Annotated in this window: 28 protein-coding genes and 1 pseudogene; 23 read left to right on the forward strand and 6 right to left on the reverse strand. The window is 35.4% G+C overall.

Annotated elements, in window-relative coordinates:
• The first annotated feature begins 19 nt into the window (after window positions 1–19).
• Entirely contained in the window at window positions 20–364 is a 345-nt protein-coding gene (locus MHH42_RS04200) for a DUF3992 domain-containing protein (protein ID WP_000525817.1), read from the forward strand.
• A gap of 57 nt (window positions 365–421) precedes the next feature.
• Here MHH42_RS04200 and MHH42_RS04205 read toward each other — a convergent pair whose 3' ends face one another.
• Complete coding sequence (locus tag MHH42_RS04205) at window positions 422–847, reverse strand: S-Ena type endospore appendage (protein WP_070172761.1); 426 nt, start codon at window positions 845–847, stop codon at window positions 422–424.
• Window positions 848–1200: 353 nt separating this feature from the next.
• Between MHH42_RS04205 and MHH42_RS04210 the strand changes: the two genes are divergently transcribed.
• The 3 genes from MHH42_RS04210 to MHH42_RS04220 all read left to right on the forward strand — a co-directional run bounded on the left by MHH42_RS04210 (window position 1201) and on the right by MHH42_RS04220 (window position 4126).
• Window positions 1201–3663 (forward strand): LamG-like jellyroll fold domain-containing protein, encoded by a 2463-nt coding sequence (locus MHH42_RS04210; RefSeq protein WP_070172762.1) that lies wholly within the window; start codon window positions 1201–1203, stop codon window positions 3661–3663.
• 80 nt (window positions 3664–3743) lie between these two features.
• Window positions 3744–3944, forward strand: coding sequence for a hypothetical protein (locus tag MHH42_RS04215; protein WP_070172763.1), 201 nt, complete (start codon window positions 3744–3746; stop codon window positions 3942–3944).
• 11 nt (window positions 3945–3955) lie between these two features.
• Window positions 3956–4126, forward strand: a complete 171-nt coding sequence (locus MHH42_RS04220; protein ID WP_340892926.1) for an RpiR family transcriptional regulator — start codon at window positions 3956–3958, stop codon at window positions 4124–4126.
• A 28-nt stretch (window positions 4127–4154) separates the two neighbouring features.
• Here the strand turns inward: MHH42_RS04220 and MHH42_RS04225 are convergent, their stop codons facing one another.
• Window positions 4155–5558 carry an amino acid permease gene (locus tag MHH42_RS04225; RefSeq protein ID WP_000838706.1) on the reverse strand — a complete coding sequence of 468 codons (1404 nt, stop codon included), beginning with the start codon at window positions 5556–5558 and terminating at the stop codon, window positions 4155–4157.
• Between the two features lie 256 nt (window positions 5559–5814).
• Between MHH42_RS04225 and MHH42_RS04230 the strand changes: the two genes are divergently transcribed.
• The 9 genes and pseudogenes from MHH42_RS04230 (at window position 5815) to MHH42_RS04270 (ending at window position 13500) form a co-directional block, all read left to right on the forward strand.
• Complete coding sequence (locus MHH42_RS04230; RefSeq protein WP_340892927.1) at window positions 5815–6942, forward strand: cation:proton antiporter; 1128 nt, start codon at window positions 5815–5817, stop codon at window positions 6940–6942.
• A 123-nt stretch (window positions 6943–7065) separates the two neighbouring features.
• A pseudogene (locus MHH42_RS04235) lies at window positions 7066–7395 on the forward strand (outer surface protein).
• 17 nt (window positions 7396–7412) lie between these two features.
• Complete coding sequence (locus MHH42_RS04240; RefSeq protein ID WP_000648150.1) at window positions 7413–8276, forward strand: MurR/RpiR family transcriptional regulator; 864 nt, start codon at window positions 7413–7415, stop codon at window positions 8274–8276.
• Between the two features lie 156 nt (window positions 8277–8432).
• Window positions 8433–9317 (forward strand): N-acetylmuramic acid 6-phosphate etherase, encoded by an 885-nt coding sequence (gene murQ, locus MHH42_RS04245; protein WP_070172764.1) that lies wholly within the window; start codon window positions 8433–8435, stop codon window positions 9315–9317.
• 35 nt (window positions 9318–9352) lie between these two features.
• On the forward strand, window positions 9353–10717 hold the full coding sequence (locus MHH42_RS04250; protein WP_070172765.1) for a PTS transporter subunit EIIC: 1365 nt from the start codon (window positions 9353–9355) through the stop codon (window positions 10715–10717).
• A 48-nt stretch (window positions 10718–10765) separates the two neighbouring features.
• On the forward strand, window positions 10766–11800 hold the full coding sequence (locus MHH42_RS04255) for a DUF871 domain-containing protein (RefSeq protein ID WP_340892928.1): 1035 nt from the start codon (window positions 10766–10768) through the stop codon (window positions 11798–11800).
• Between the two features lie 165 nt (window positions 11801–11965).
• Window positions 11966–12370, forward strand: a complete 405-nt coding sequence (locus MHH42_RS04260) for a DoxX family protein (protein WP_001077742.1) — start codon at window positions 11966–11968, stop codon at window positions 12368–12370.
• A gap of 158 nt (window positions 12371–12528) precedes the next feature.
• Window positions 12529–12930, forward strand: coding sequence for a nuclear transport factor 2 family protein (locus MHH42_RS04265; protein WP_000920284.1), 402 nt, complete (start codon window positions 12529–12531; stop codon window positions 12928–12930).
• 87 nt (window positions 12931–13017) lie between these two features.
• Window positions 13018–13500, forward strand: a complete 483-nt coding sequence (locus MHH42_RS04270) for a PRK06770 family protein (protein ID WP_000758760.1) — start codon at window positions 13018–13020, stop codon at window positions 13498–13500.
• 34 nt (window positions 13501–13534) lie between these two features.
• Here MHH42_RS04270 and MHH42_RS04275 read toward each other — a convergent pair whose 3' ends face one another.
• Window positions 13535–14446 carry a DMT family transporter gene (locus MHH42_RS04275; protein ID WP_001146259.1) on the reverse strand — a complete coding sequence of 304 codons (912 nt, stop codon included), beginning with the start codon at window positions 14444–14446 and terminating at the stop codon, window positions 13535–13537.
• Between the two features lie 205 nt (window positions 14447–14651).
• On the opposite strand from MHH42_RS04275, the gene MHH42_RS04280 reads away from it, so the two are divergent.
• Together MHH42_RS04280 and MHH42_RS04285 are read left to right on the forward strand one after the other, a co-directional pair.
• On the forward strand, window positions 14652–15146 hold the full coding sequence (locus tag MHH42_RS04280) for an Lrp/AsnC family transcriptional regulator (protein ID WP_000446110.1): 495 nt from the start codon (window positions 14652–14654) through the stop codon (window positions 15144–15146).
• A 127-nt stretch (window positions 15147–15273) separates the two neighbouring features.
• Window positions 15274–15729: an N-acetyltransferase gene (locus MHH42_RS04285; RefSeq protein ID WP_000686679.1), complete on the forward strand. Its 456-nt coding sequence runs from the start codon at window positions 15274–15276 to the stop codon at window positions 15727–15729.
• Between the two features lie 77 nt (window positions 15730–15806).
• On the opposite strand, the gene MHH42_RS04290 is transcribed toward MHH42_RS04285, so the two are convergent.
• Window positions 15807–16577: an SDR family NAD(P)-dependent oxidoreductase gene (locus MHH42_RS04290; RefSeq protein WP_070172767.1), complete on the reverse strand. Its 771-nt coding sequence runs from the start codon at window positions 16575–16577 to the stop codon at window positions 15807–15809.
• Between the two features lie 137 nt (window positions 16578–16714).
• Here MHH42_RS04290 and MHH42_RS04295 point away from each other — a divergent pair, with 137 nt between their 5' ends.
• From MHH42_RS04295 to MHH42_RS04320, 6 genes are all read left to right on the forward strand, one after another.
• Entirely contained in the window at window positions 16715–17074 is a 360-nt protein-coding gene (locus MHH42_RS04295; protein ID WP_000288079.1) for a MerR family transcriptional regulator, read from the forward strand.
• A gap of 517 nt (window positions 17075–17591) precedes the next feature.
• Window positions 17592–18650, forward strand: a complete 1059-nt coding sequence (locus MHH42_RS04300) for a glucan-binding protein (protein WP_000755815.1) — start codon at window positions 17592–17594, stop codon at window positions 18648–18650.
• A gap of 464 nt (window positions 18651–19114) precedes the next feature.
• Window positions 19115–19471 (forward strand): DMT family transporter, encoded by a 357-nt coding sequence (locus MHH42_RS04305; RefSeq protein WP_000790623.1) that lies wholly within the window; start codon window positions 19115–19117, stop codon window positions 19469–19471.
• A 2-nt stretch (window positions 19472–19473) separates the two neighbouring features.
• Complete coding sequence (locus MHH42_RS04310) at window positions 19474–19788, forward strand: DMT family transporter (protein ID WP_000539672.1); 315 nt, start codon at window positions 19474–19476, stop codon at window positions 19786–19788.
• Window positions 19789–19925: 137 nt separating this feature from the next.
• A complete protein-coding gene (locus tag MHH42_RS04315; protein WP_002038002.1) occupies window positions 19926–20504 on the forward strand; it encodes a TetR family transcriptional regulator in 579 nt (192 codons plus the stop codon).
• A 278-nt stretch (window positions 20505–20782) separates the two neighbouring features.
• Window positions 20783–21985, forward strand: coding sequence for an MFS transporter (locus MHH42_RS04320; RefSeq protein WP_070172768.1), 1203 nt, complete (start codon window positions 20783–20785; stop codon window positions 21983–21985).
• Between the two features lie 53 nt (window positions 21986–22038).
• On the opposite strand, the gene MHH42_RS04325 is transcribed toward MHH42_RS04320, so the two are convergent.
• Window positions 22039–22377: a winged helix-turn-helix transcriptional regulator gene (locus MHH42_RS04325; protein ID WP_001059478.1), complete on the reverse strand. Its 339-nt coding sequence runs from the start codon at window positions 22375–22377 to the stop codon at window positions 22039–22041.
• A gap of 169 nt (window positions 22378–22546) precedes the next feature.
• Between MHH42_RS04325 and MHH42_RS04330 the strand changes: the two genes are divergently transcribed.
• Window positions 22547–23086, forward strand: a complete 540-nt coding sequence (locus MHH42_RS04330; protein WP_016107890.1) for an ester cyclase — start codon at window positions 22547–22549, stop codon at window positions 23084–23086.
• A 23-nt stretch (window positions 23087–23109) separates the two neighbouring features.
• On the forward strand, window positions 23110–23658 hold the full coding sequence (locus MHH42_RS04335) for an NAD(P)H-dependent oxidoreductase (protein ID WP_000789204.1): 549 nt from the start codon (window positions 23110–23112) through the stop codon (window positions 23656–23658).
• Between the two features lie 49 nt (window positions 23659–23707).
• Here MHH42_RS04335 and MHH42_RS04340 read toward each other — a convergent pair whose 3' ends face one another.
• Window positions 23708–24226: a general stress protein gene (locus tag MHH42_RS04340; protein WP_097895469.1), complete on the reverse strand. Its 519-nt coding sequence runs from the start codon at window positions 24224–24226 to the stop codon at window positions 23708–23710.
• Window positions 24227–24250: the final 24 nt, after the last annotated feature.

The following is a 24250-nucleotide window of genomic DNA, read 5'->3' on the forward strand; positions in this document are numbered from 1 at the left end:
AGAATAGAAGAGGATCAAAATGGGAATGAGAAGTTCCAGTTTGTCTTGTTGTTCTAATAAAACGCTTGTACAAGATCAAGTATGTACAGACTGGTCTATTACAGGTGCTGGTACTCAAATTGTATATACGAATAATATTACGCAAGAAGTGTATGGTTCGGGTTATGTGAAATATGATGTAGGCGCAAATCCAATTACTGTTGATTTTTTAGTAGGTGCTACAGTAGTTGATACGATTACTGTTCAACCGCAAAGTAGCGGTACTTTCACTATACGATATTTTACTACAATTCGAATTACTACGACAGGAACAACTGTTAGTCAAGGAGAGTTTTGTATTACAGTACGTTATCCGATTTCATAAAAAAGCATACCGTAAAGGGTATGTTTTTTTTATTGAGGAAGTAATGAAATTGGTATTCTATAAGCAACATGTAAATTGGCAACAGTACTTGCCTTCTAAATATAGTGAAGAATTACTTTGTATATTAATAATACTAACGGATATTAAACCTTTACCTGTGTAAGATATTGTATTGCCAGGAAACACAGTGAAAATATTAGTTACTGCTCCAACGATTTGAATTGTAATTGCTTCAGTGCTGCTAGTACTATTGTAAACCGAGACAGTACCTGATATAAGGAGTATCCCATCACTTTGCCATAGTATCATTGATCGTAATGCATCTTTGGCAGAGGGAATGGTGTTATTAGTTATGAGGAAATTCCCTGCAAATTCATTTGTTACTAGCTCGCAACTTGGATTTGGAGGAGGGGGCGGTGGACAAGGGTCTGGACAAATGATAGATAAAGGAGCGAAACAGCCAATATTTTTTTTATTCTTCAATACAACCCCTCCTTTTTAAGTTGTCTTTTACTACTATTAAATGTAGAAGCATGGCCGATGTGTTAAGAAAAGAAGAAAATGTTAAAAATTAAGATTGTCTAATAGGCTTACATCTTAACGTATCATTCATGTTATAGAAAAGAGTATATGTGAATAGACATGGGAAAAGAATGATCAGAATCTTTTAGACAAAAGGTGGTTGTATACAATAGCACGAGGAATGTGGGACTTAATTTATAATTAACTGTATATTTACAAAAATCTAATAAAATTCATTTGTGATTTAAACGACATTAATATGCTTTAGATAAAATAGCCCTTGTAATGAATCAATTATTATGAGGAGGATTCACGTGGACAGAATTGCTTTAAGAAAAGTAAAAGGTCTTATTGGATTATTAATGATTTTTGTATTGGCGTTTGTATCATTTCCATGGAGTACATCAGTCAAAGCGGAAGAGAAGAAACAAGAAAAGATGCAGAGTGAGAAGAAGTTAGTTTTTCCAGTTGTAAGTGATGTACATATTAAAAACAGTGGAACGGATGATACGTTTCGCTGGAAAAGAGCGATTGAACAGTTTAATACACTTGCTCCAAAACAAGATGCATTTGTAATTGTAGGAGATTTTACTGATTCAGGATCGGTACAACAATATGATCGCTTCATGCAAGTGTATAATGAAAATGCAAATAAAGATGCGGTACGAATGAATTCTCTCGGTAATCATGATTATTGGAACGGCTTATCTGTAGAGGGAGCGCAGAAGCGTTTCTTAGAAAAAACAGGAATGGAATCGATTTATTATCATAAAGTGGTGAAAGGGTATCACTTCCTTGTTATGTCTCCGGAAGATGGGACAACTCATGGATATTATTCAGACAAGCAAATTAACTGGTTAAAAGAAGAAATGGCAAAAGCGCAAAAGGATGATCCAGAAAAGCCGATTTTCGTATTTTTACATCAGCATATTAAAGATACAGTATACGGTAGCCAAGAGTGGGGAACGAAAGATAGTACGAAAATTAATGCAGTATTAAAAGAATACCCACAAGTCATTACGTTTTCAGGTCATTCTCATTATCCGTTAGATGATCCAAGATCAATTCATCAAAAAGACTTTACGTCTGTTGGTACATCTTCTGTAAGTTATATGGAAGTTGAAGGCGGTAAAGTACAAGGAAATATCCCGCCAGGAGCTAGTACGTTAAGCCAAGGTTTATTAGTAGAAGTAGATGATGAAGAAGTAACGATTAACCGTCGTGATTTCCATACGAATGCTTGGACGGGTGAGCCTTGGAAAATTAAATTGCCAGCAAAGAAAGAAACATTTACACATGTAGAAAATCGTGATAAAGAAAAGCCATACTTCGCTAAGGATGCAAAGCTTGCTGTATCAAATGTAACAGAAAACGCAGCAACAGTAACATTCCCGCAAGCATTGGACAACCTTCTTGTTCATTCTTATCGTGTACAAGCGAAGGATAAACAAACAGGTGAGATTAAAAATAAGTTATTAGCATTCTCAGAGTTTTACCGTGACCCAGTGCCGAAAGACCTTACGTTTACGCTTGCTGGATTAGATGGCGGGAAAACATATACACTTGAAGTAGTTGCGATTGATTCGTTTGGCAATGAAAGTGTGCAGCCGTTAACGGCAGAAATTACTACGAAAAAAGATAATATCGATCCGAATGTAAAAGTGCCAAAGGCTGATGTTTTCGATGTGAACTTTGCAGATGGTACATTTAAAGACAATTCACCATTTGTTACAAAAGGTGATGTGAAGGGCAATGTGACTATTGAATATGATAAAGCTTTGAAAAAGAATGTTATGAAGTTAAACGGGAAAGCAAATACATTTGGGTATCTGCCGTTTTCAGCAGCCCAAAAAGAAAAAGTAGCAAATGCATTTACGTTAGAAACTGTATTTTCAATGAATGAAATTCGTGGACAAGGTATTTTGCAAAATACAGAGAGTGGTGGAATTGGTTTTGAGTCTACAGGAAGTGGAAATGTTGAATTGTGGGCTCATATTGGTGGTAGTTATAAACGTGTTGGCGTTCAGTTAGAAGCGAACAAAACATATCATTTAACAGGAACGTATAACGGAAGTGAAATAGCAATTTATGTAGATGGTAAAAAAATAAATAGCCAACCAGCTCAAGGAAAAGTGTATCACCCGAACGTACCGTTTGCATTTGGAGCTGATCCAGATAGCAATGGAAATGGTGGCATTCCGTTAAATGGTCAAATTGCGCTAGCAAAATTATATAGTAAAGCATTAAGTTCTTCAGAAGTATTAGCAGCGTACAATGAGTTTTTTAATCGTACGAAGTTAGAGCAAGTAAACGCGTTATATGAAGAGCTAGGAAAAGTAAAAGCAGTGTTAGCTGGTACATATGAATTTGGTGATAAGCCAGGTCAATACTCAAAGGAAGCATTTCAAGAACTAGAGAAAAGCTATAACACTGCAAAGCAAGCGTTTGAAAATATCGGAAGTACTGGGGAACAAATTATTCAAACGTATAACGAATTAAAAACAGCTAATGTAACCTTTGTACAATCTAAAGTAGCAGAAGAGCAACCAAAAACACCGAAAGAAAAATTAAAAATCAATATTGAATCTGCAAAAGTTGTAGTACAGAAAGCGCAAGCTGCGAATGTAACGGACGGTTCAGTGAAATCATTACAACAAAAAATTACAGTTGCAGAAGCTGTATTAAAAGATGCGAAAGTGAAAGACGAACAGGTAGAAACGATGAATCGTACGATAGAGCATGCGATTTCACTCGTTGAAAAAAGCATGAACAAATAAGAGAGAAGAAAAAGAAGCTTATCATGATAGGCTTCTTTTTTGTTATACTAAAAGTAGTATAGAAAGAGGGAGCGAATAATTTGGAACAGAAAAAGCTAAAAAGAATTCTTGAATATGTATGGATCGCGGTTGTGCTCCTTGTAGGATATTATTTATTAAAAGATAAAAGTATATGGATTCTATTTTTAATGACTTTCTTATTAGCGGGTTTAGGCACGTTATTTATTAATTTCTTCTTTGATAGTGTAAATGCGTGGAAGAAAAAGAAGGAGGCGAAGTAAAGAGGGAAGCTATGCAAAAGTGGAAGCTTATATATCAGATGATTATTTTCTTATTGCTTGTAAGTATTGGAGTTTTTAAATACGCTACACCAATAGGGAATTGGGCATCGCTTACAGCTTACATCGGCATATTCATCATTTTACAATCGTTAACGAGAAAACATAATAAAACAGGAAAATAGCTCGCCGTTTCATCGGCGAGCTATTTTATTATGCTTCTTTCGTCTCATCATTTGTTTTTTCAGTAGCTAAATGACTATGCTTTCTAGAGTAGAAGAAATAGAAGCATAAGCCGACTATAAGCCAAACTGCAAAGCTAATCCATGTCGTTTTAGACAAATTGATCATTAAATATAAACAGCAAAGGATTGCGACAACTGGTAGTACAGGTACGAAAGGAGTACGGAATCCGCGTTTTAAGTCAGGATGTGTTTTTCGTAAAATAAGTACAGCACAGCAAACGAATGTGAAGGCTGTTAACGTACCGATGTTTACTAAATTCGCGAGTAAATGTAGGTCTAAAAGTCCTGCTAATAAAGCAGCAACAACGCCAGTAATCCACGTATTTAATAAAGGGATCTTCACTTTTTTATTTACGCGTGCTAACGCTTTTGGAAGTAAACCGTCGCGGCTCATCGCATATGAAACACGAACTTGTCCATACATAACGACTAAGAGAACGGTTGTCATTCCAGTCATCGCACCAACAGCGAGTAATCCTGCAATTGTATCTTCACCAACGAAATGCAATGCAAATGCAACTGGATCAGAAACATCTAATTGTGTATAAGGAACCATGCCTGTTAAAACGAAAGATACAATCATGTATAAAACAGTACAAATAAGAAGGGAACCGATAATGCCAATTGGTAAATCACGCTGTGGTTTTTTCGTTTCTTCTGCAGCGGTTGCGATTGCATCAAACCCTAAAAAGGCGAAGAATACAGTGGCAGCTCCAGTAATAATACCGTCGTATCCGAATGGAATGAACGGTGTCCAATTTTCAGGCTTTACATATTTTGCGCCTGCAACGATAAAGGCAATGATAACAGCTAGTTTAATAAGAACCATAATATTATTAATGCGTGCACTTTCACGTATACCAAAACTTAAAAGGCCAGTAATAAGAAGTAAAATACAGACAGCTGGTAAATCGATGATACCACCTTTTCCAACACCGGGGGCCGAGGCGATTATGGCGGGAAGGTGTATGTTAAATCCTTGTAGTAAAGATTGTAAATAACCAGACCACCCAACAGCTACAGCTGCAACGGCAAGTAAATATTCGAGCATTAAACACCATCCGACGATGAAGGCGACGACTTCTCCGACTGTCATATATGCGTAAGTATACACACTTCCTGAGACAGGTATAGAAGAAGCAAATTCAGCATAACAAAAGGCTACACAAGCACAAGTAAATGCAGCGATAAGAAATGATAGCATAATACCAGGACCAGAATGTTTTGCTGCAACAATCCCCGTTAATACAAAGATTCCTGTCCCAATTACGGCGCCGATTCCTAAAAACGTTAAATCGAGTGCAGTTAATGTTCTATCTAGTTGCTTTGGTGATTCAGTACTGAGCGCTTTTTTTCGTAATAATGACTTCATTTTGGACTCTCCCCCCGTTTTTCATTTCCATAACTGCGAATATAGTATGAGCCCATTAGAAAAGAGTACGTAAGTAAATGGAGGTACAGTTATGGTATGTAGTTTTTTTAAGTTTCTGGATTAACTTTATTATAATTCAGAATATTTTGTCAAATAAAACTTTAACAAATAAAATGCGGATGAATAGGGGAAACTATGTGCGGAAATGGATGCGGGTTAACAAATAGATTTATTTTATATAGTAGGAGAAGATGCTATGTTATTTTATTTTGAACTTGTCGTCATTTTACTTTGTACGAAATTAGCTGGTGATATTAGCGTTAGATTCGGTCAGCCTTCTGTACTTGGTAAATTACTTGTTGGTATTATTATCGGTCCTGCGGTGCTAGGTATTATTAATAGTTCAGAACTTATTGATGAGCTTAGTGAAATTGGTGTTTTGCTACTTATGTTTATGGCGGGACTTGAAACAGATTTAGAAGAGTTAAATCGGAATTTGAAATCGTCGTTTGCAGTAGCGGCTGGTGGAATTATTTTTCCCTTCATCGGTGGATATGTGACAGGACTGTTGTTTGGATTAATGCAATCTCATGCCATTTTTTTAGGATTATTACTTTGTGCAACATCGGTTAGTATTACAGTGCAAACGCTAAGAGATTTAGGGAAGATGAATACGAGAGAAAGTACAACGATTTTAGGTGCTGCTGTATTTGATGATGTAATTGTCGTTATTTTATTAGCGTTTGTTATGAGCTTTTTAGGAACGCAAGATGTGAATATAACACTTGTCATTGTAAAGAAAATCGTTTTCTTTGTAAGTATTGTTTTTATCGCATGGAAAGTCGTTCCTTGGATTATGAAAATGCTTGTGCCGCTTCGCGTAACAGAAGCTTTAATTAGCGCAGCTCTTATTATTTGTTTCTCTTTTTCGTATTACAGTGAAATGATGGGAATTGCAGGTATTATTGGAGCATTTGCAGCAGGAATTGCCATTTCTCAAACGGAGTATAAGCATGAAGTGGAACATAAAATTGAACCGATTGCTTATGCGATATTTGTACCAGTGTTCTTCGTAAGTATCGGAATGGAAATTACATTTCAAGGAATCGGGAGTCAGCTTTGGTTCATTATCATTATGACGCTCGTTGCGATTTTCACAAAGTTAATCGGATCAGGTTTAGGAGCAAGACTGACAGGATTCAACCTCCAATCTTCTATTAGTATTGGTGCAGGGATGGTGTCACGCGGAGAAGTAGCGCTGATTATCGCAGCAAACGGACTGACGGCGAATTTATTAGCGAAAGAAAATTTCACAGCGATTGTGATTGTTGTTATATTGACGACGATTATTACACCGCCACTTTTAAAGAAGTATTTTGTATAGAGGGAAAGAGCTTATCTAACGTAGGTAAGCTTTTTTTATTTCAAAAAGCAATGGGCATGTAGCATGAGTGGTTTGTAATTATGGTAAAATCTATGTATATGATGTGGACGAGGAGAGGGATGTGTGAAGATTACGAAGGGGAAGGTTATAGGCGTAATCATACTTATTGCACTATGTATACCATTTACCGCATGGAAAGAATCAAAAGTGAAATATTTTCCAGTTTCTATTTTTTCTTCCTATGTAGAAGATGAAAAACCGAAAGACTATAAGTACAATGCTTTTGTACCTGACTTTGCAATTTGGATACATGGATGGGAAAAACAGAGATCTGAAGGTGAAATAACGTCATATAAAAAAGGGGATTGAACTGTAATTGTTCACCATCCACCTGGTAATGATGGTTTTTATCTATATGATACAAATGATATTAGAGAATATACGCAACCGTAAGAAGTGGAGGTTAAATAGTGAAAGCTTCAACATTACTATTTAAAATTGAAAATAATATGGATCAATTTTCACCAGCTGAAAAGAAGGTTGCCATGTACATAATGGAGAACGCAGAGATTGTTCCAAATTTAACGACAAAAGAAGTGTCTACAAATGCGGGATCGAGTGAGGCGAGTGTTGTACGTTTTTGTAAAACAATCGGTATTGGAAGCTTTAAAGCATTTAAGATAGCGCTCGTTCGTGAATTAACGATTGCTGATTATAATATTAACGATTTTTCAGTGATGAATAAGGAAGATGGACCGTATGATTTGTTTAATAAAGTTACGTATGTGAATAAAGCTGCAATTGAGGCAAGTGTTACGGCGATAGATAAGAAGGAACTTGAGAAAGCTGCAGATCGTATTGTAAATGCGGATAAGATTTTATTTTACGGCGTAGGTGGGTCAGCGACACCGGCGATGGATGGGGCGTATAAATTTACACGGCTCGGATTTACAGCGATGATGCTATCTGATTTTCATATGATGTTGCCGCTTGTGACGAATTTAAAAGAAGGCGATATATTTGTGGCGATTTCAACATCTGGGCGAACGAAAGATGTGCTTGAAATGGCGCAATATGCAAAGAGACAAGGTGCAACTGTTATCGGAATTACGAAACTTGACCAATCATCACCTTTATATAAAGAAGCGGACATTCGCCTTTGTATGCCGGATGTAGAGCAAGATCATCGTATTGCGAGTATTGCTTCGAGAATGACGCAACTGAATATGATTGATGCTTTATATGTGATTACTTTTAATCGAATTGGCAATAAAGTGCTGGATCAATTTATGGAGACGCGAGAAGAGGCTTTGCGGTTACGGAAGTTAAAGTAGAAGAAAAGATGAGGGGACTCATCTTTTTTTATTAACTTTGACACAAATATGTCATGTTGTGAAATTTTATTTCATAAAATAAGAAAGAGTTATTGATTTTTAGTTTCTTAAAGTTATAATAAAAGTGTGAAATATAATTTCGAAGAGGGTGGCAATATGTTAGAAAATTTATCGACAGAACACCGTAATGAGAAAACGACGAATCTAGATGAGATGAGTATAAAAGAAGTGTTACAAAGTATGAATGAAGAAGATCGAACTGTTGCGTTAGCAGTTGAAAAAGAGATAGAACACATTGAAAAGGTCGTACAGACTGTTATTAAATCTTTTGAAGAAGAGGGCCGATTAATTTATATTGGGGCTGGTACGAGTGGTCGTTTAGGTATTCTAGATGCGGTTGAATGCCCACCAACATTTGGAACAGATGATAAAATGGTGCAAGGATTTATAGCAGGTGGATTGAAAGCGTTTACTAAGGCGGTGGAAGGTGCCGAAGATCGCGAAGAATTAGCAGAAGAAGATTTGAAAAGTATTGGCTTAAACGAGAAGGATACAGTGATTGGTATTGCCGCAAGTGGTAGAACCCCTTACGTAATTGGCGGATTGAAATACGCACATAGTGTGGGAGCAAATACGGCGAGTATTTCTTGTAATAAAAATGCTGAAATAAGTAAGTATGCAAAACTCAATGTAGAAGTGGAGACAGGTGCAGAAATATTAACAGGCTCAACACGTTTGAAGGCTGGTACAGCGCAAAAATTAGTGCTTAATATGATTTCAACAGCGTCAATGATTGGTGTAGGAAAAGTATATAAAAACTTAATGGTAGATGTTCAATCTACGAATGAAAAGTTAGTAGAACGATCAAAACGAATTATTGTGGAAGCAACAGGAGTTAGTTATGAAGTAGCGGCAAAGTATTACGAAAAAGCAAATCGTAACGTGAAAGTTGCTATCGTTATGGTATTACTACAGTGTGAGTATGGGGAAGCACTAGAAAAACTAAAAGAAGCGAAAGGCTTTGTGAAGAAAGCATTATAAAGTGAAACGATAAGAATAGGGAGGGGGATTCTATTATGAAGAAAGAAGAGAGAATGGCCAAAGAAATTTCAGAGCAACTTGGGGGAATAAAAAATATTCGTGGCATTGCTCATTGTATGACGAGACTGAGGTTAACGCTTCATGATGAAAGTAAAGTGAATATGGATCTTTTGAAAAAGGTTGAAGGCGTTATGGGCGTCATTGAAGATGAAACACTTCAAGTTGTTGTTGGTCCAGGAACTGTAAATAAAGTAGCAGCTGCAATGGAAGTTTTAACAGGATTACGAATTGGTGAGGTTGCAGATCATCATCTTGAAGATATTGGTCAAGAGATTAAATCAGAGATGAAGAAGAAAAATAATACACCAGTGAAGAACTTTTTACGAAAAATAGGTAACATTTTTATTCCGTTAATACCTGGTCTTGTTGCATCAGGGATTATAAACGGAGTTGCTAACTTTGCGAAAAACGCCGGTGCTGATCCGAATGCTACATGGCTACAAATGTTACTACTTATTGGCGGCGGTATCTTTACATTTTTAGGGATTTTAGTCGGTTGGAATACAGCGAAAGAATTTGGCGGGACACCAGTTCTTGGGGCGATTGCGGGTATTTTAATTTTCAATCCGGCGATGGCAAATGTGAAATTATTTGGTGAGGCAATGGTACCTGGGCGGGGCGGATTGTTTGCAGTTATTTTTGCAGCGTGGCTTATGGTAGTAGTTGAGAGAAGAGTACGAAAAGCAGTGCCGAATGCAGTAGATATTATTGTAACACCGCTTATTACTGTATTAGCTGTAAGTATAGTAACGATGTTAGCGATTCAGCCAGCAGCGGGATTTTTATCTGATGGTATTACGAGCGGTATTAACGCAATTTTAAATGTTGGTGGGGCATTTGCTGGAGCAGTGCTAGCCGGAACGTTTTTACCACTCGTTATGGTCGGATTACACCACGGTTTAACACCGATTCATATGGAATTTATTAATCAAACGCACGTAACACCTTTATTACCAGTACTCGCAATGGCTGGTGCTGGTCAAGTGGGCGCAGCGATTGCAATTTATGTAAAAACAAAAAATAAACGACTTCGTAACGTAATTAAAGGTGGATTGCCAGTTGGGTTTTTAGGGATTGGTGAGCCGTTATTATACGGGGTTACATTACCACTTGGAAAACCTTTTATCACTGCTTGTTTAGGAGCGGCTGTCGGTGGTGCATTCCAAGCAGTTATGAAAACGGCTTCACTCGGAATTGGCGTATCAGGATTATCTTTAATCCCGTTAATTGCTGATAATAAATATTTACTATATTTCTTAGGTTTAGTCATTGCATATACTTTCGGATTTATCTTCACGTACTTCTTCGGATTTAAAGAAGAAATGGCAGAAAACATATAGAGAAAGGGATTCCTTTCTCTTTTTCTATTCATAGAAAGGGAGATTCATATGATAGGAGTTTCAATTTATCTTTCAAAAGGGCAAGCAGACAAACAAAAAGAGTGGCTAAAAATAGCGAAGGAAAACGGATTTTCATCTATTTTTACATCACTTCATATTCCGGAAGATGATCCAGATACGTATAAAGAGTTAATTCAAACATTAGGGAAACAGGCTCTCGAAAATGAAATGGAATTAATGGTGGATATATCTCCAAAGTCGTTAAATCATTTAGGAATAACGTATGAAAATGTGGAAGTGTTATTGGGCTTTGGCATTGCGCCGAAGGAAATTGCGCGTGTATCTCATAAGATGAAAGTAGCTTTAAATGCGAGTACGATTACAGAATCTCTCTGGGAAGAGTTACTTGCGGAAAATATACGGGTAGAGAATGTAGAAGCGTGGCATAATTTTTATCCGCGTCCAGAAACAGGACTAGCAAGGTCCTTCTTAAAAAAGCAAAATCAATATTTACATGCGTGTGGAATAAAAACGTTGGCATTTATTCCGGGAGATGAGGATAAACGTGGCCCGTTATATGAAGGGTTACCAACGTTAGAAAAGCACCGCAATATGCGCCCGCTTGAAGCGTTTTTAGAGCTTGTTCAAGATTGTGATGTCGATAAAGTGTTGATTGGAGATATAAGTGCTAGTTTAGAAAGTGTACAAGAAATTGCGAGCGCGAGTAGAGGGATTATTCCGCTGCGATATGAGTCATTTATAAATGAAAATGAAGTATTAAAAGTAGTAGAGCAAGTGCATACAAATAGATTAGACTCAGCACGTGATGTCATTCGCTCAGTAGAATCAAGGGAAGGAAATAAAGTGATTTTACAGCCGATGCAGGCAATCGCAAGAAAGAAAGGCAGTATTACAATTGATAATGAATTGTACGGTAGATATGCCGGCGAGATGCAAGTTGTTATAAATGATTTGCCTACAGATGAGAAGGTGAATGTTGTCGGAATGGTTGTGGAAGAGGACGTGCTGTTATTGCCTTATATTGGTGCTGGAAAAAAGTTTCAACTTTTTCTGTGCGATTGAGTAAAAGCTTGAATTAGCGCTATTTTATAAAAGACATTATTCGTAAAACGGATAATGTTTTTTGTTTTCTTTAAAAAAAGCATTTGACGAATGAAACGAAATACCGTATTGTTTTGTCTTGTGAATAAATGTTCACCATAACAAAACAAAAAAGGAGAGTTCAAAATGAATCAATATATTGGGAATTTAATTATTCGTATCGTGTTAGGAGTTACGTTCTTTGCACACGGTTTAGCAAAGTTTCAATCAGGTATAGATAACGTAGCAGGATGGTTTACAAGTATCGGTTTACCAGGTGGCCTTGCGTATGGTATAGCGACAGTTGAATTAGTTGGTGGTATATTATTAATTATCGGTTTAGGTGTTCGATATGTAGGATTGTTATTCGCTCTTATTTTAGCTGGAGCTATCGTAAAGGTAAATGGAGCAGCAGGATTATTAGGAGATGGCAAGAATCCAGGATATGAATTAGATCTTGCATTATTATCAATGGGTGCGTATTTATTCGTTGTAAAAGCAGAAGGATATGTAGATCGTTTCTTAAAAGAGAAAGTAATGAAAACGAAGTAAATTTTATTTATAAATTGTTGACTTAAAGAGTTATTGTAACTATAATAGTTACAATAACTAAGTTAAGAATGAAATGAATTAGCATATTTTTTTACACAAGTTGTAACTACAATAGTTACGACTCGTGTAAAGAATAAATAAACGAGGGAGGAATTACTATGCTTAAATCAAATTTAGAAATTATTCAAAGTACGTATGAAGGATCAGCTTCTTCGAATGCAAAACATTTAGCAGAATCCCTCTCTGAAAAAATAGAATGGACAGAGGCAAAAGGTTTCCCGTACGGCGGAACGTATATAGGTACAGAGGATATAATGGAAAATGTATTTAGTCGTTTAGGATCAGAATGGGATGATTATAAAGCGAGTGTAAATATGTATCATGAAGTAAACGGAAAAGATGTAATTATTGCTGAAGGTGTTTATTCAGGAGTTTATAAAGAAACGGGAAAATTGTTTGAAGCAGAATTTGTTCATATATGGCAGCTTGAAAATGGGAAAATTATAAAATTTAAGCAATATGTGGATAGTTTTATTGTACGAGAAGCGATGAAGGTTTAAAATATAATAAGGAAACAAATGGAATCGGCTGTGCGCAGGCGATTCCATTTGTTTATGTGATTATTAGGGGAATGGGGAATACATAATATGAAAAAATGGATTATAGGGACAATTACAATGATTGTAATTGCAATAGGAGCTGTATTCGGTGTTACGAAACTTCTTAATTATATAGAAGAAGAGGAGAAGAGTCTGAAAGCACAAAATGTAACGGGGCAACAAGGGAAGAAAGCAAAGGAAGAGAAGCAACAAGCTAGTGAAGATGAAATTATTTCTACCATGCATAGGATGGTACATCAAAAAGTGAAATCCTCTGAAAAATGGGGATTTATTGAAATGACAAATAAGGAAATTCGTAGTGCGAAGGAAGCGGTAGAAAGCAGTACAAATTTTAAAAATAAATCAAAGTTACTTGCTACTTTGGAGCGCTGGGAGAAAGGGGATTTTTCACAAACGGTTGAGGAGCATAACTTTTTGTGGGAAATTCAAGGTGGTGATACTGGAAAGGCAACAGAACGTTTATCGCCAGAAGAAGAAAAGAAGTATGTGAAAGAAATGAAAGGTAAATAAAAACATCGCCACTTTGGTGGCGATGTTTTTTTGATTAAGAATGTTTGCGCAGTAAAGCTCTAGTTGGCTGAACGGCAACTGTTTTGAAATGAGAAAATAAATAACATCCTGTCACGACGACAATTGTACCTAAAATTTGTATCCATGTTAATTCTTCTCCTAGGAAAAGGAATGCTAAAATAGCTGTGAAAATCGGATTGAAGTTTAGAAAAATTCCCGATGTTGTAGCTCCTAATTTTTGTACACCAATGTTCCAAAATACCATACAAAGTACTGTTGAAATGATTCCTGTATATAAAAGCGATGTAATGAATGATGTATTTATATTTGAAACAGTGAAGTTCCCGATGTTAAATGGCAATAATAAAATAATGCCGAAAATACCAGAATATAACGTCGCCATTAGTGGTGTGGTTGTTTTTGTTGCCCATTTACTGCACACAGAATATATCCCCCAAATACAAACTGCCGCAATCATCCATAAATCTCCGCTATTAAAATGTAGTGAAAATAAAAGTGAGAAATCACCTTTTAATAGAACGAGGATAACCCCGAAGAATGAAAGGGTCATGGATAATATTTGAAGTGTATTTACTTTTTCTTTTAGAAATAATACCGAAAATAGTGCAATTGAAATTGCATTCAATGTAGAGATGAGACCCACATTCGTTGCGGATGTTTTTTCTAATGCTAAAAATTGAAAGATGTTAAAGAGAGCGACTCCTGAAATCCCCATCAGTATTAAAGGTAGTATCGCAGCGCGCGGTGGCAGGATTTTCTTTTCTTTAAACCATACCATAGGTAATAAACAAACGATCGCAATGATCCATCTTAAACTCGTCAGTGTCATCGGCGAGGCATGATCGACGAGAGATTTCCCAACGACAAAATTCCCTCCCCATAATAAGCTCGTTAATAATAGTAAAAAGACATAAAAATAAGGCATATTAAAATCCCCTTTGTTATAATCAATACGAATTGTAAATAATTTTAGCATTTTTCTTTATTGTGTAATATATTATTTTGTATAATGGTTAAAAATCAATAAAACATTTCGTTTCGTTTGTATCTTAAAGAATAATATTCAGTTTCGTTTGAATTAAGGGATGTTTTTTCGAATAATCATCGGTAAGAAAAAAGGGGGAATTATAATGGAGTCATCTGTTATTAAAGTGTTAGATGATTTGGATGTACAAATTTTAGATATATTGCAGAAAGAATCACAAGTAAGTAATGCAGAACTTGCACGCCGTGTTAATTTATCTCCAGCTGCGATGCATGCAAGAATAAAAAGGTTAGATGGAGAAGGTTTTATTGATAAGCAAGTAGCAATTTTAAATCAAGAAAAGCTCGGTTTTGATTTACTATGCTTCATTTTTATGAGCACAAATATTCATCAGTATGAAAAGCTTGAAGTGCTAGAACGAGAATTAGAATCGATGCCTGAAGTGTTAGAATGTCATTGTTTAACAGGGGAATATGATTATTTATTAAAAGTTGCAAATCGTGATCGTAAAGAACTGGAGCAGTTTATTAGAAAGTTGAACAAGCTTGGTATTACACGGATACAGACAAGTTTAGCACTGCGTGAAATTAAATATTCGACGGTATTGCCGATACGAAATGAGGAACCGAGCATCGATTAGATTGCTTGGTTTTTTGTTTGTATAAAGTGATTGACGAGGAGAAAAGAGAGATGTATTATTATATAAAATTATGTATCAAAATTCATTTAAGTTTATAAATATTAATATTGGGGCAAGGGGATATAATATGAAAATCTGTAATGCGGTTACGAGTGATGTGAAAGAAATTTATAGTCTCATTGAAGTTTATGCAAAAGAGGGGGTTGTTTTACCGCGTTCTCTTTTGTCTCTCTATCAATATTTGCAATGTTTATATGTTATGAAAGAAGGAGAGGAAGTCGTTGGAGTTGCTGGCTTACATGTGTTAGGAGAGGATCTTGCAGAAGTACGATCTTTAGTAGTTTCGCATACATATGCAGGGAAAGGGATAGGGCGTATGTTAGTGAATCATGTTATGAATGAGGCAGCAAAGATAAAAGTGAACAGGGTAATTTCTTTAACATATGAAACGGAATTTTTTCAAAAGTGCGGGTTTGATTTTGTGAATAAGGAAGTGTTGCCAGAGAAAGTGTGGATTGATTGCAGGCATTGTCCAAAAGTTGATTATTGCGATGAAGTGGCGATGATTAGGTATGTTGGGTGAAATGTTTAGAGAGAAAAAAGCCCACTATTATTTAAGAAATAGTGGGTATCTATATTTTAGGCAGAAATGAGATGTTGTTAAGAATTTGAATTTGTTTTTCTTACTGCAAAATTAAAAATGGGATTTTTAAGCTCATAGTTATAAGTAGAACCATCGACAAGCCCTATAACTTTATCACTATCATAAAGGTCGAGCATAAATTGTGCCATTTGTTTTGCAGTGTGGAATTTTGGTACAACATTATCGTATTGGAATTCATCAACATCAAATGATCGTTTCGCGAACTCTGTTTCAGTTGCACCAGGAGCTAAAACTTTTGCTTGTAATTTTGCACCTTGTTCTTTCAGTTCGTGAGATAATCCTTCTGTAAATGCACTTACATAGAATTTCGTAGCGCAATACGTAACAGCATTAGCGACAATCGTATATCCACCGCCTGATGAAACGTTAATAAGCTGTGTTCCATCAATCATTGAATAATCTCGAACGAAAAGGGAAGAGAGTATTGTTAGTGCTTCTATATTTACATGCAACATCGTTTCTATTTTATTTAAATTTTGTTCAGCAATTGAGGCAAAATTACCAAAACCTGCGTTGTTAATCCACGTTTCAATCTGGAAACTTTGGAGACTTTCATAAAGTTTATAAACATTTTCCGTGACGGATAAATCAGTTCTTCGAATGACAACATCTAACTCCGGATACATTTCGTTAATTTTCAATTTTAATCCATCTAATTCTTCTTTTCTTCGAGCTACAAGTATTATATTTTTTCCACGAGATGCAAAGGCTAAAGCCGATTCATAGCCAATTCCAGAACTAGCACCAGTAATAACAGTATATTTCATATAAAATCCCCCTAAGTTCAAATTCATTTATGGTTAGATTGTATTTGTTAGAGTATACTCTAAGTCAAATGTTTTTTATAAATTTGATAAGAACGCAAAATATATGAGGGCAAATGGCATGCGGAGGGAGTATGAGTATGTACACAATTAGCGAGGTAGCTACATTATTAGGAGTGAGCACACATACATTACGTTATTATGAAAAAGAGAACATACTAATTGCAAATCGCGATACAAATGGAAATCGACTGTATGAAGAATCACATATAAAGTGGTTGCAGTTTGTAATGAAGTTAAAACAAACGCAAATGCCAATAGCGAAAATAAGAGAATACGCTAGATTATATTTAGAAGGGGAGCATACAACTGAAGCTCGTTTGCAGCTCCTAGAAGATCATAGGAAATCTATTCAGATTCAAAGAGAAAACTTAGAAGTTACAGAGAAGATGCTTGAAAATAAAATCATTGCATACAAAGACTCGTTGAAAAATACATAGATTAAAAAATACGCTGTTTCCTGTTACGTGATGAAAAATGGATTTGATCTATGAGTATTTCATCATAGTGTGCGGACAAATAAAAAGAGCAGCTAGCAAAAGCTAACTGCTCCATTCAAGGGATCTCTCCAAGGGGGAGTGGAGAAAGTATCGTATTATCAATATTATTGACGGAATATTGATTTTATTAAACTAGATTAAAAATTTCAAAGACTATTGTGTTAACTAAAATTATAACAGTATTAAAAAGTTCATGTATACGCTCAAAGTTTTGACTACTATGAAATCCATACTTTTTATCTTTTTGATATTTGGAACGAATGAATTACTTGAAAAAATGGATGATTAATTATAACGATTATGTAATTATAATTACATTAAAAACTCATATGTTTCTAATATATAAAAAATATTACAATTACATTACAAAAACTGTTGACTATATTTAACTAACGTAATACAATTCTGTTTGTGGAAATAAAAACTAAAAATATTCATTAATTGGGGGATTTGGAAAATGAAGAAAGTTATTTTGCCGATTTTAATGTCTTCAATGTTTATCATACCAGCAGTGTCTCATGCAGAAGAAAATGTAGTTTCTCAAAAGAAAGCGGATACAATTGAGCAAGTTCAAGAAAAACGTGGTTGGTTTCAAGGGACGGGATACTGGTTGTACTATAATGAAGATGGTTCTTTGGCTATAGGTTGGAAAAATATTAATGGAAAATGGTATCACTTTGATGAAACAGGCATGATGGCTACATATATGAAAAATATTCAAGGAAAAACATATTATTTTAATGAAGATGGTTCAATGCAAATAGGATGGAAGAAAGTTCGAGTTTGGCATTATTTTAACGAAGATGGCTCTATGGCTAAAGATTGGAAAAAAATCAATGGTTCATGGTATCACTTTGACAAAGATGGTTACATGTCTGATGGCCGTAGGACTATAGGAGGAAAAACATACACTTTTAATGCAGATGGAACTATGGTTACAGGTTGGCAAGAGATTAAAAGTGGGCCTTATACAGGGAAATGGTTTTACTATAATGCAGATGGCGCTATGGCAACAGGTTGGGCACAAGTGAAAGGGAAATGGTATTATTTTGATGCATCTGGTGTCATGCAAACAGGCTGGTTAAAAAATAATAACGTATGGTATTACTTAAATACAGATGGATCAATGAAAAGCACAGAAAATAACTGGAACGAAGGCTGGTTAGAAGAAAACGGAAAGCGTTATGTTTTTGATGACACTGGTGCTATGCGAAAAGGGAAACTAGCTGAAGGCGGTACGGTTTGGTACTTTAATGAAGATGGCTCAATGCTAACAGGATGGAAACAGCTAGAAGAAGGATGGTATTACTTTAATGATCAATCTGGTGCAAGTGAACAAGGTTGGTTTAGCAATAAAGGGAAATGGTATTACTTTGAAGATGGCCCAATGAAAACAGGTTGGTTACAAGAAAATAAAAATTGGTATTATTTACAGTCTAGCGGTGACATGGCAGTTGGAAAACATTTAATTAATGGAAAATGGTATACGTTCAAACATAACGGTATTATGATGTAACAAAAGGTTTTTAAATAGAAATGTATTTTAAGAGATTTCCATAATGAAAAGGACACCTGTGAGGGTGTCTTTTTTACGCTAGCCCCCTATTAATAAAGAAAGAATAACATTTTTAACAATAATGAGTACCGATTTTTATTAAGTTGATTGATGGAGGAAGAGACATTGTTGCCATCAAGTTAAGCAATTTACGGTTTCTAAAAATGTAAAGTATTACAAGTAGTTAAATTGTTTATGGAATGTTGGTATTGACATTTTATAAATTATTCGTGTAAAATAATTTATGAATGACATTCAGTCATTTATTATGAAAGGGTGTAGATAAGTAATTTTTAATAACTGAACAAATATAAGGATAAATGAGGCTGATATTGTTTTTTTTAAAATAGTAGTTTGCGTGAGATTATATTTTTTAAATTAAAAATGACTGACGGTCAGTCATATAATAATAGAAGGTGAGAGATATGAAAAATAAAGCTTGGTTATATGTGATATTAACATGTATCTTTGAAATATTTTGGGTGTTCGGTTTTAATACAGCCCATACTTGGTGGCATTGGGTTGTTATTGTAGGAGTTATTGCTGTTGATTTTCATTTTCTTTCTAAAGCGTGCGAACATCTTGCAACAGGGACTGTATATGCTGTGTTTGCCGGAGCTGGTACGGTAGGTACTTTCCTAATGGATGTATTCCTTTTCGGCGGCAGTTTCAGTGTAGGGAAACTATTCTTTATCGTGATGGTCGTAGCGGGTGTTATCGGTTTAAAACTGGCTGATAATAAAGAAGAAACCGCGGAAGAAATTGTGAAAGGAGCTGCTTAAAAATGGGTTGGTTTTTCGTATTTTGTGCCGCAATTAGTGAAATAGTCGGTGTGATAGGACTTAAAATGTATAGTAAAGATAAGACGTTAGCAAATGGAGCGATTTATATAGGTGGATTTGCAACGTCCTTCGCATTCTTATACACTTCTTTCTTGTTCTTACAAGTAAGTGTGGCTTATGCGGTTTGGATTGGTATTGGAACAGCAGGCGCAGTTTTATTAAATATGTTTCTGTTTGGTGAATCAAAAAGTAAGGCACGTTTGATTAGCGTAGCTCTTATCGTATGTGGAGTTACGGGATTAAAGGCCCTTTCATAAGAAAAGGATAGTAAAGCTAAATCTCCTAACGATCTGTTGGGAGATTTTTATTATGAAAGTACATGATGATTGACAGTACAGCTAGTTATTTTATAAAATGAGTGACAGTCATTCAATATGAGTGTGAAAGGGTTTAGATGATGAATAAAAAAGAAAAAATTGTCTATGCAGCTATTGAAGTGTTTCAGGAAAAGGGCGTTGAAAAAACGAAGATTTCTGATATCGTGAAATTGGCTGGCATTGCACAAGGAACTTTCTATTTATATTTTCCTTCTAAGCTATCTGTTATGCCTGCAATAGCAGAAGTGATGGTTGAGAAGATGATACTTGCAGTGAAAGAAAAAGTACAGAACGATGCATCTTTTTCAAGTAAAGTTGAGCAAGTAATAGATGCAGTATTTAACTTTATAGCTGAATATCGTGAAATACAAGCATTAATGTATGCGGGCCTTGCATCTACTGAACATATAAAAGAATGGGAAGCTGTGTATGAGCCTCTTTATATGTGGCTAAGCGAATTTTTAAGCGAGGCAAAAGAAGCTGGTGAAATTCGTGACTCGGTTCACGCAGAGCGAACAGCCAAGTTATTTATCGCTCTTGTTGAATCAGCAGCGGAACAAGTTTATTTATACGATCATAAAGATGATGAGCAAGTGGAGCTTCAAAAGGCAGAAGTACTAGATTTTTTAATACATGCACTACATATAAAGAAATAAAGGGAAACTTTAGTTGGTAGGGCATTCCCTGCTGATTATTAGCCCGCATTAATGGGGACAAAACAGTTAGGTGAACCTATCTTAAGAAGGTAGGTTCATTTCTACGAAAAACTGAATGATAGTCATTCACCCTGTATTTATGTATGTGTGGAAAGATAAAGTGAAACTTTAATGAGTGGGGTATCTCCACTCATTATTAGCCCCAAAATAGTAGGATAAAGAAAAAGCTTCTTGGGCATTATTTTTTGAGAGGAACTTGCGGGAAGAGGTGTTAAAAAGTGAAGAAACCGATAAAAGAACAAAAGATGGTATTGGTCATTCTTTTAAGCAATATATTTATCGCTTTTTTAGGGATTGGGTTAATCATTCCGGTTATGCCGTCCTTTATGAATGATATGAATTTAACAGGAAAGACGATGGGCTATCTCGTTGCAGTGTTTGCAATGGCTCAGCTCATAACTTCACCAATTACAGGTCGTTGGGTCGATCTTTACGGTAGGAAGAAAATGATAATCATTGGATTATTTATTTTTGGTGTTTCAGAGCTTCTTTTTGGATTAGGAAAAGATGTGTGGATGCTTTATGTAGCGAGGGTGTTAGGCGGAATTAGTGCTGCGTTTATTATGCCAGGAGTTACAGCATATGTTGCGGATATTACATCGATTCAGGAACGACCAAAGGCGATGGGTTATCTTTCAGCAGCTATTAGCACTGGATTTATTATAGGGCCTGGAATCGGCGGGTTTATTGCAGAATACGGAATACGTGTGCCGTTCTTTGTGGCAGCAGTGATTGCCTTTATAGCATGTGTAATCTCTATCTTTATTTTAAAAGAACCGTTAACGAAAGAAGAGCTAGCAGAAATTTCTTCTAATACGAAAGAATCAAGCTTTATTGGCGATTTAAAGAAATCATTACATCCAATGTATGCAATCGCATTTATTATCGTATTTGTACTCGCATTTGGATTATCAGCATATGAAACTGTGTTTAGTCTGTTTTCTGATCATAAATTTGGTTTCACGCCGAAAGATATTGCTGCAATTATTACAATTAGTTCAATCTTTGGGGTAGTTGTGCAAGTATTTATGTTTGGAAAATTAGTTGACATGTTTGGTGAAAAAGTGTTAATTCAAATATGTTTAATTGTAGGTGCAGTGTTAGCGTTTGTATCCACTGTAGTCTTTAATTATTGGATTGTACTTCTCGTTACTTGCTTCATTTTCTTAGCATTTGATTTACTTCGTCCGGCTTTAACGACGTTTTTATCAAAAGCAGCTGGAAAAGAGCAAGGATTTGTTGCTGGTATGAACTCAACGTATACGAGTTTAGGAAATATCGCAGGACCTGCTATGGGCGGAATATTATTTGATATGAATATTCATTATCCATATGCATTTTCAGGAGTTGTTTTAATCGTTGGTCTCGGCATTACATTTATGTGGAGAGAGAAACAGCTAGCTGAAAGTTTTGCGAAGTAATGTAGTGAATAATGAAAAGCCTCTTACTATTTGTATGGTAAGGGGCTTTTCGTTTATAAACTTAATCCAAACCGCTTTAATTCAATAAAAATCCCCTCTAATTGCTTTCCTTTATCCGTTAAAGTGTACTCTACGCGGGGCGGAACTTCTGGATATACTTTTCGCGTTATAATCCCTTGTGCTTCCAATTCTTTTAGGCGAAGCGATAATGTTTTTGGGCTAATGCCGTCCATTGATTTTTGTAAATCACTAAAACGTAAAGTTCCTTCAATAAGAAGGTCACGAATGATTAAAAACGTCCATTTTGTACTGATTACGTCAAGCGTTTTAGCGATAGGACAAGGTATGCCAGGTAAACCTTTCGTTAATACAACTGAATCTATATTGTTCATGGAACTAGCCTCCATAAAAATTTTTTGAATGAATTTGCTTTATAGTATCACAAAACTATACTTTTGGTAACTATATGAAAAAAATATCACTACTTCCATAAAGGAAGTTAGTGCATATACAATAGCAATATGAAATAAAAAGGGTTTAGATGAAGAGGAGGTGATTTCCATGAGTATGAAAAAATTGTTTATGTTCCTTAGTTTGTTTGTTGTTTGTATTGTACTTGTAGCATGCGGCGTGGAAGAAAAAACTGAAATTCAGTTATTAAAAGAAATGCCAAAGCCAAAAGCAATGACAATTGATTCTTCATTAAGTAAAAAGGAAGCGACAGAAATGGTTCATGCAGCGCAGCGTTTTTACGCATTTTGGGATACAGGTAAAGAGAATCTTATTCCGCAGACTGTTACGGAAAATTTCTTTGATAATACATTACCGAAAGGGCGACCACAAGGCACTGAAGGACTAAAATTTGCGGCGCAAAATTTTCGTAAAGTCGTTCCTAATATACACTGCGAGATTGAAGATTTATTAGTCGTTGGTGATAAAGTAACAGCTCGTCTTTCTTTTACAGGAACGCATAATGATAAAAAAATCAATTTTTTTGCAATTGATATTTTGCATGTGAAAGACGGAATGATAACGGAAGATTGGCATTTAGAAGATAATCTTACGCTAAAGCAGCAACTGGGCTTAATAGCTGAAGAGTAGATCATATAGGGGAGAGAAAAGCGATGAAAAATATTTTTATTATAAATGGACATGAGAAATACGGTACGAAAGAAGGACGATTAAATAGAACGTTAGTAGATTATATGGTAACGGTATTAAGCGAGAATCATCATGTGAAAACAACAACGATTCAAGATGGCTATAGTATTAAAGAAGAGCAAGAGAAGTTTTTATGGGCGGATGTTGTGATTTATCAAACACCAATTTATTGGTTTAGTGTACCGGGACTATTTAAAACATATATGGATGAAGTGTATGAATACGGTTTGTTCTTTAAAGGTGCTGATGAATATGGAACAGGTGGTTTACTAAAAGAGAAGCAATATATGTTTTCTACAACTTGGAATGCACCTGAAAAAGCATTTGGAGATAAGACGAAGTTTTTTGAAGGAGAAAGTTTAGAGTCAGCGCTTAGTCACTTACATCGCGTACAAAAGTTTCTTGGCATGAGTCCGTTAAAGAGCTTTGCTTGTTATGATGTGGTGAAGAATCCGAATATTGAGCAATATTTATTGAACTTGAAAAATCACTTGGATGGAGTAATTCAATAATAGTTTGTATTGTGAAGAAGGTACTACTAAGGATGTAGTACCTTCTCTTTTATGAAATACGTTGAAAATCTTTACTTATACAGGACTGCTTTAGTTTTTTTGATTTGATTAAATGTTTCATATCAGAGATGTTATCGTATGAAAGCTGAGTATGGTAATAGTTAATGTACTCAAGTAATGCAAAAATATAAATAAATAGGGTGAATGATAGCCCACCTAAAGGTAAGTGGGGATACCAAATTACAAAATCAATAGTAAACGTAATAAATCCCGTGATAATTAATGCTATATTTATCTTTTTAAGTATTTTTAAATATTGAATCATCCTAATGGGCGTAACAGATGTTTTCTCTTTTCTTAGTCGTTTCCACTTTACGTACCAGTAAATTACTCCTTGTAATAAGATAAACTCTAAAAGAAGAAATGAGACCCAAAAAGAATATAGGGAATATAAATGTAATGTAGGATAAGCATAATTAAGTAAGTAACTTGTGAAGATAAAAGTAATGACTGAAAATAACTCACCTGTGTATAGATAGGAAAGTCTTTTTTCTAGGTTGTGTTTCATAGTTCCTCTCCTTTTATAATGACT

Source organism: Bacillus sp. FSL L8-0099, assembly GCF_038006385.1.
In the GTDB taxonomy this organism is placed as follows: domain Bacteria; phylum Bacillota; class Bacilli; order Bacillales; family Bacillaceae_G; genus Bacillus_A; species Bacillus_A toyonensis.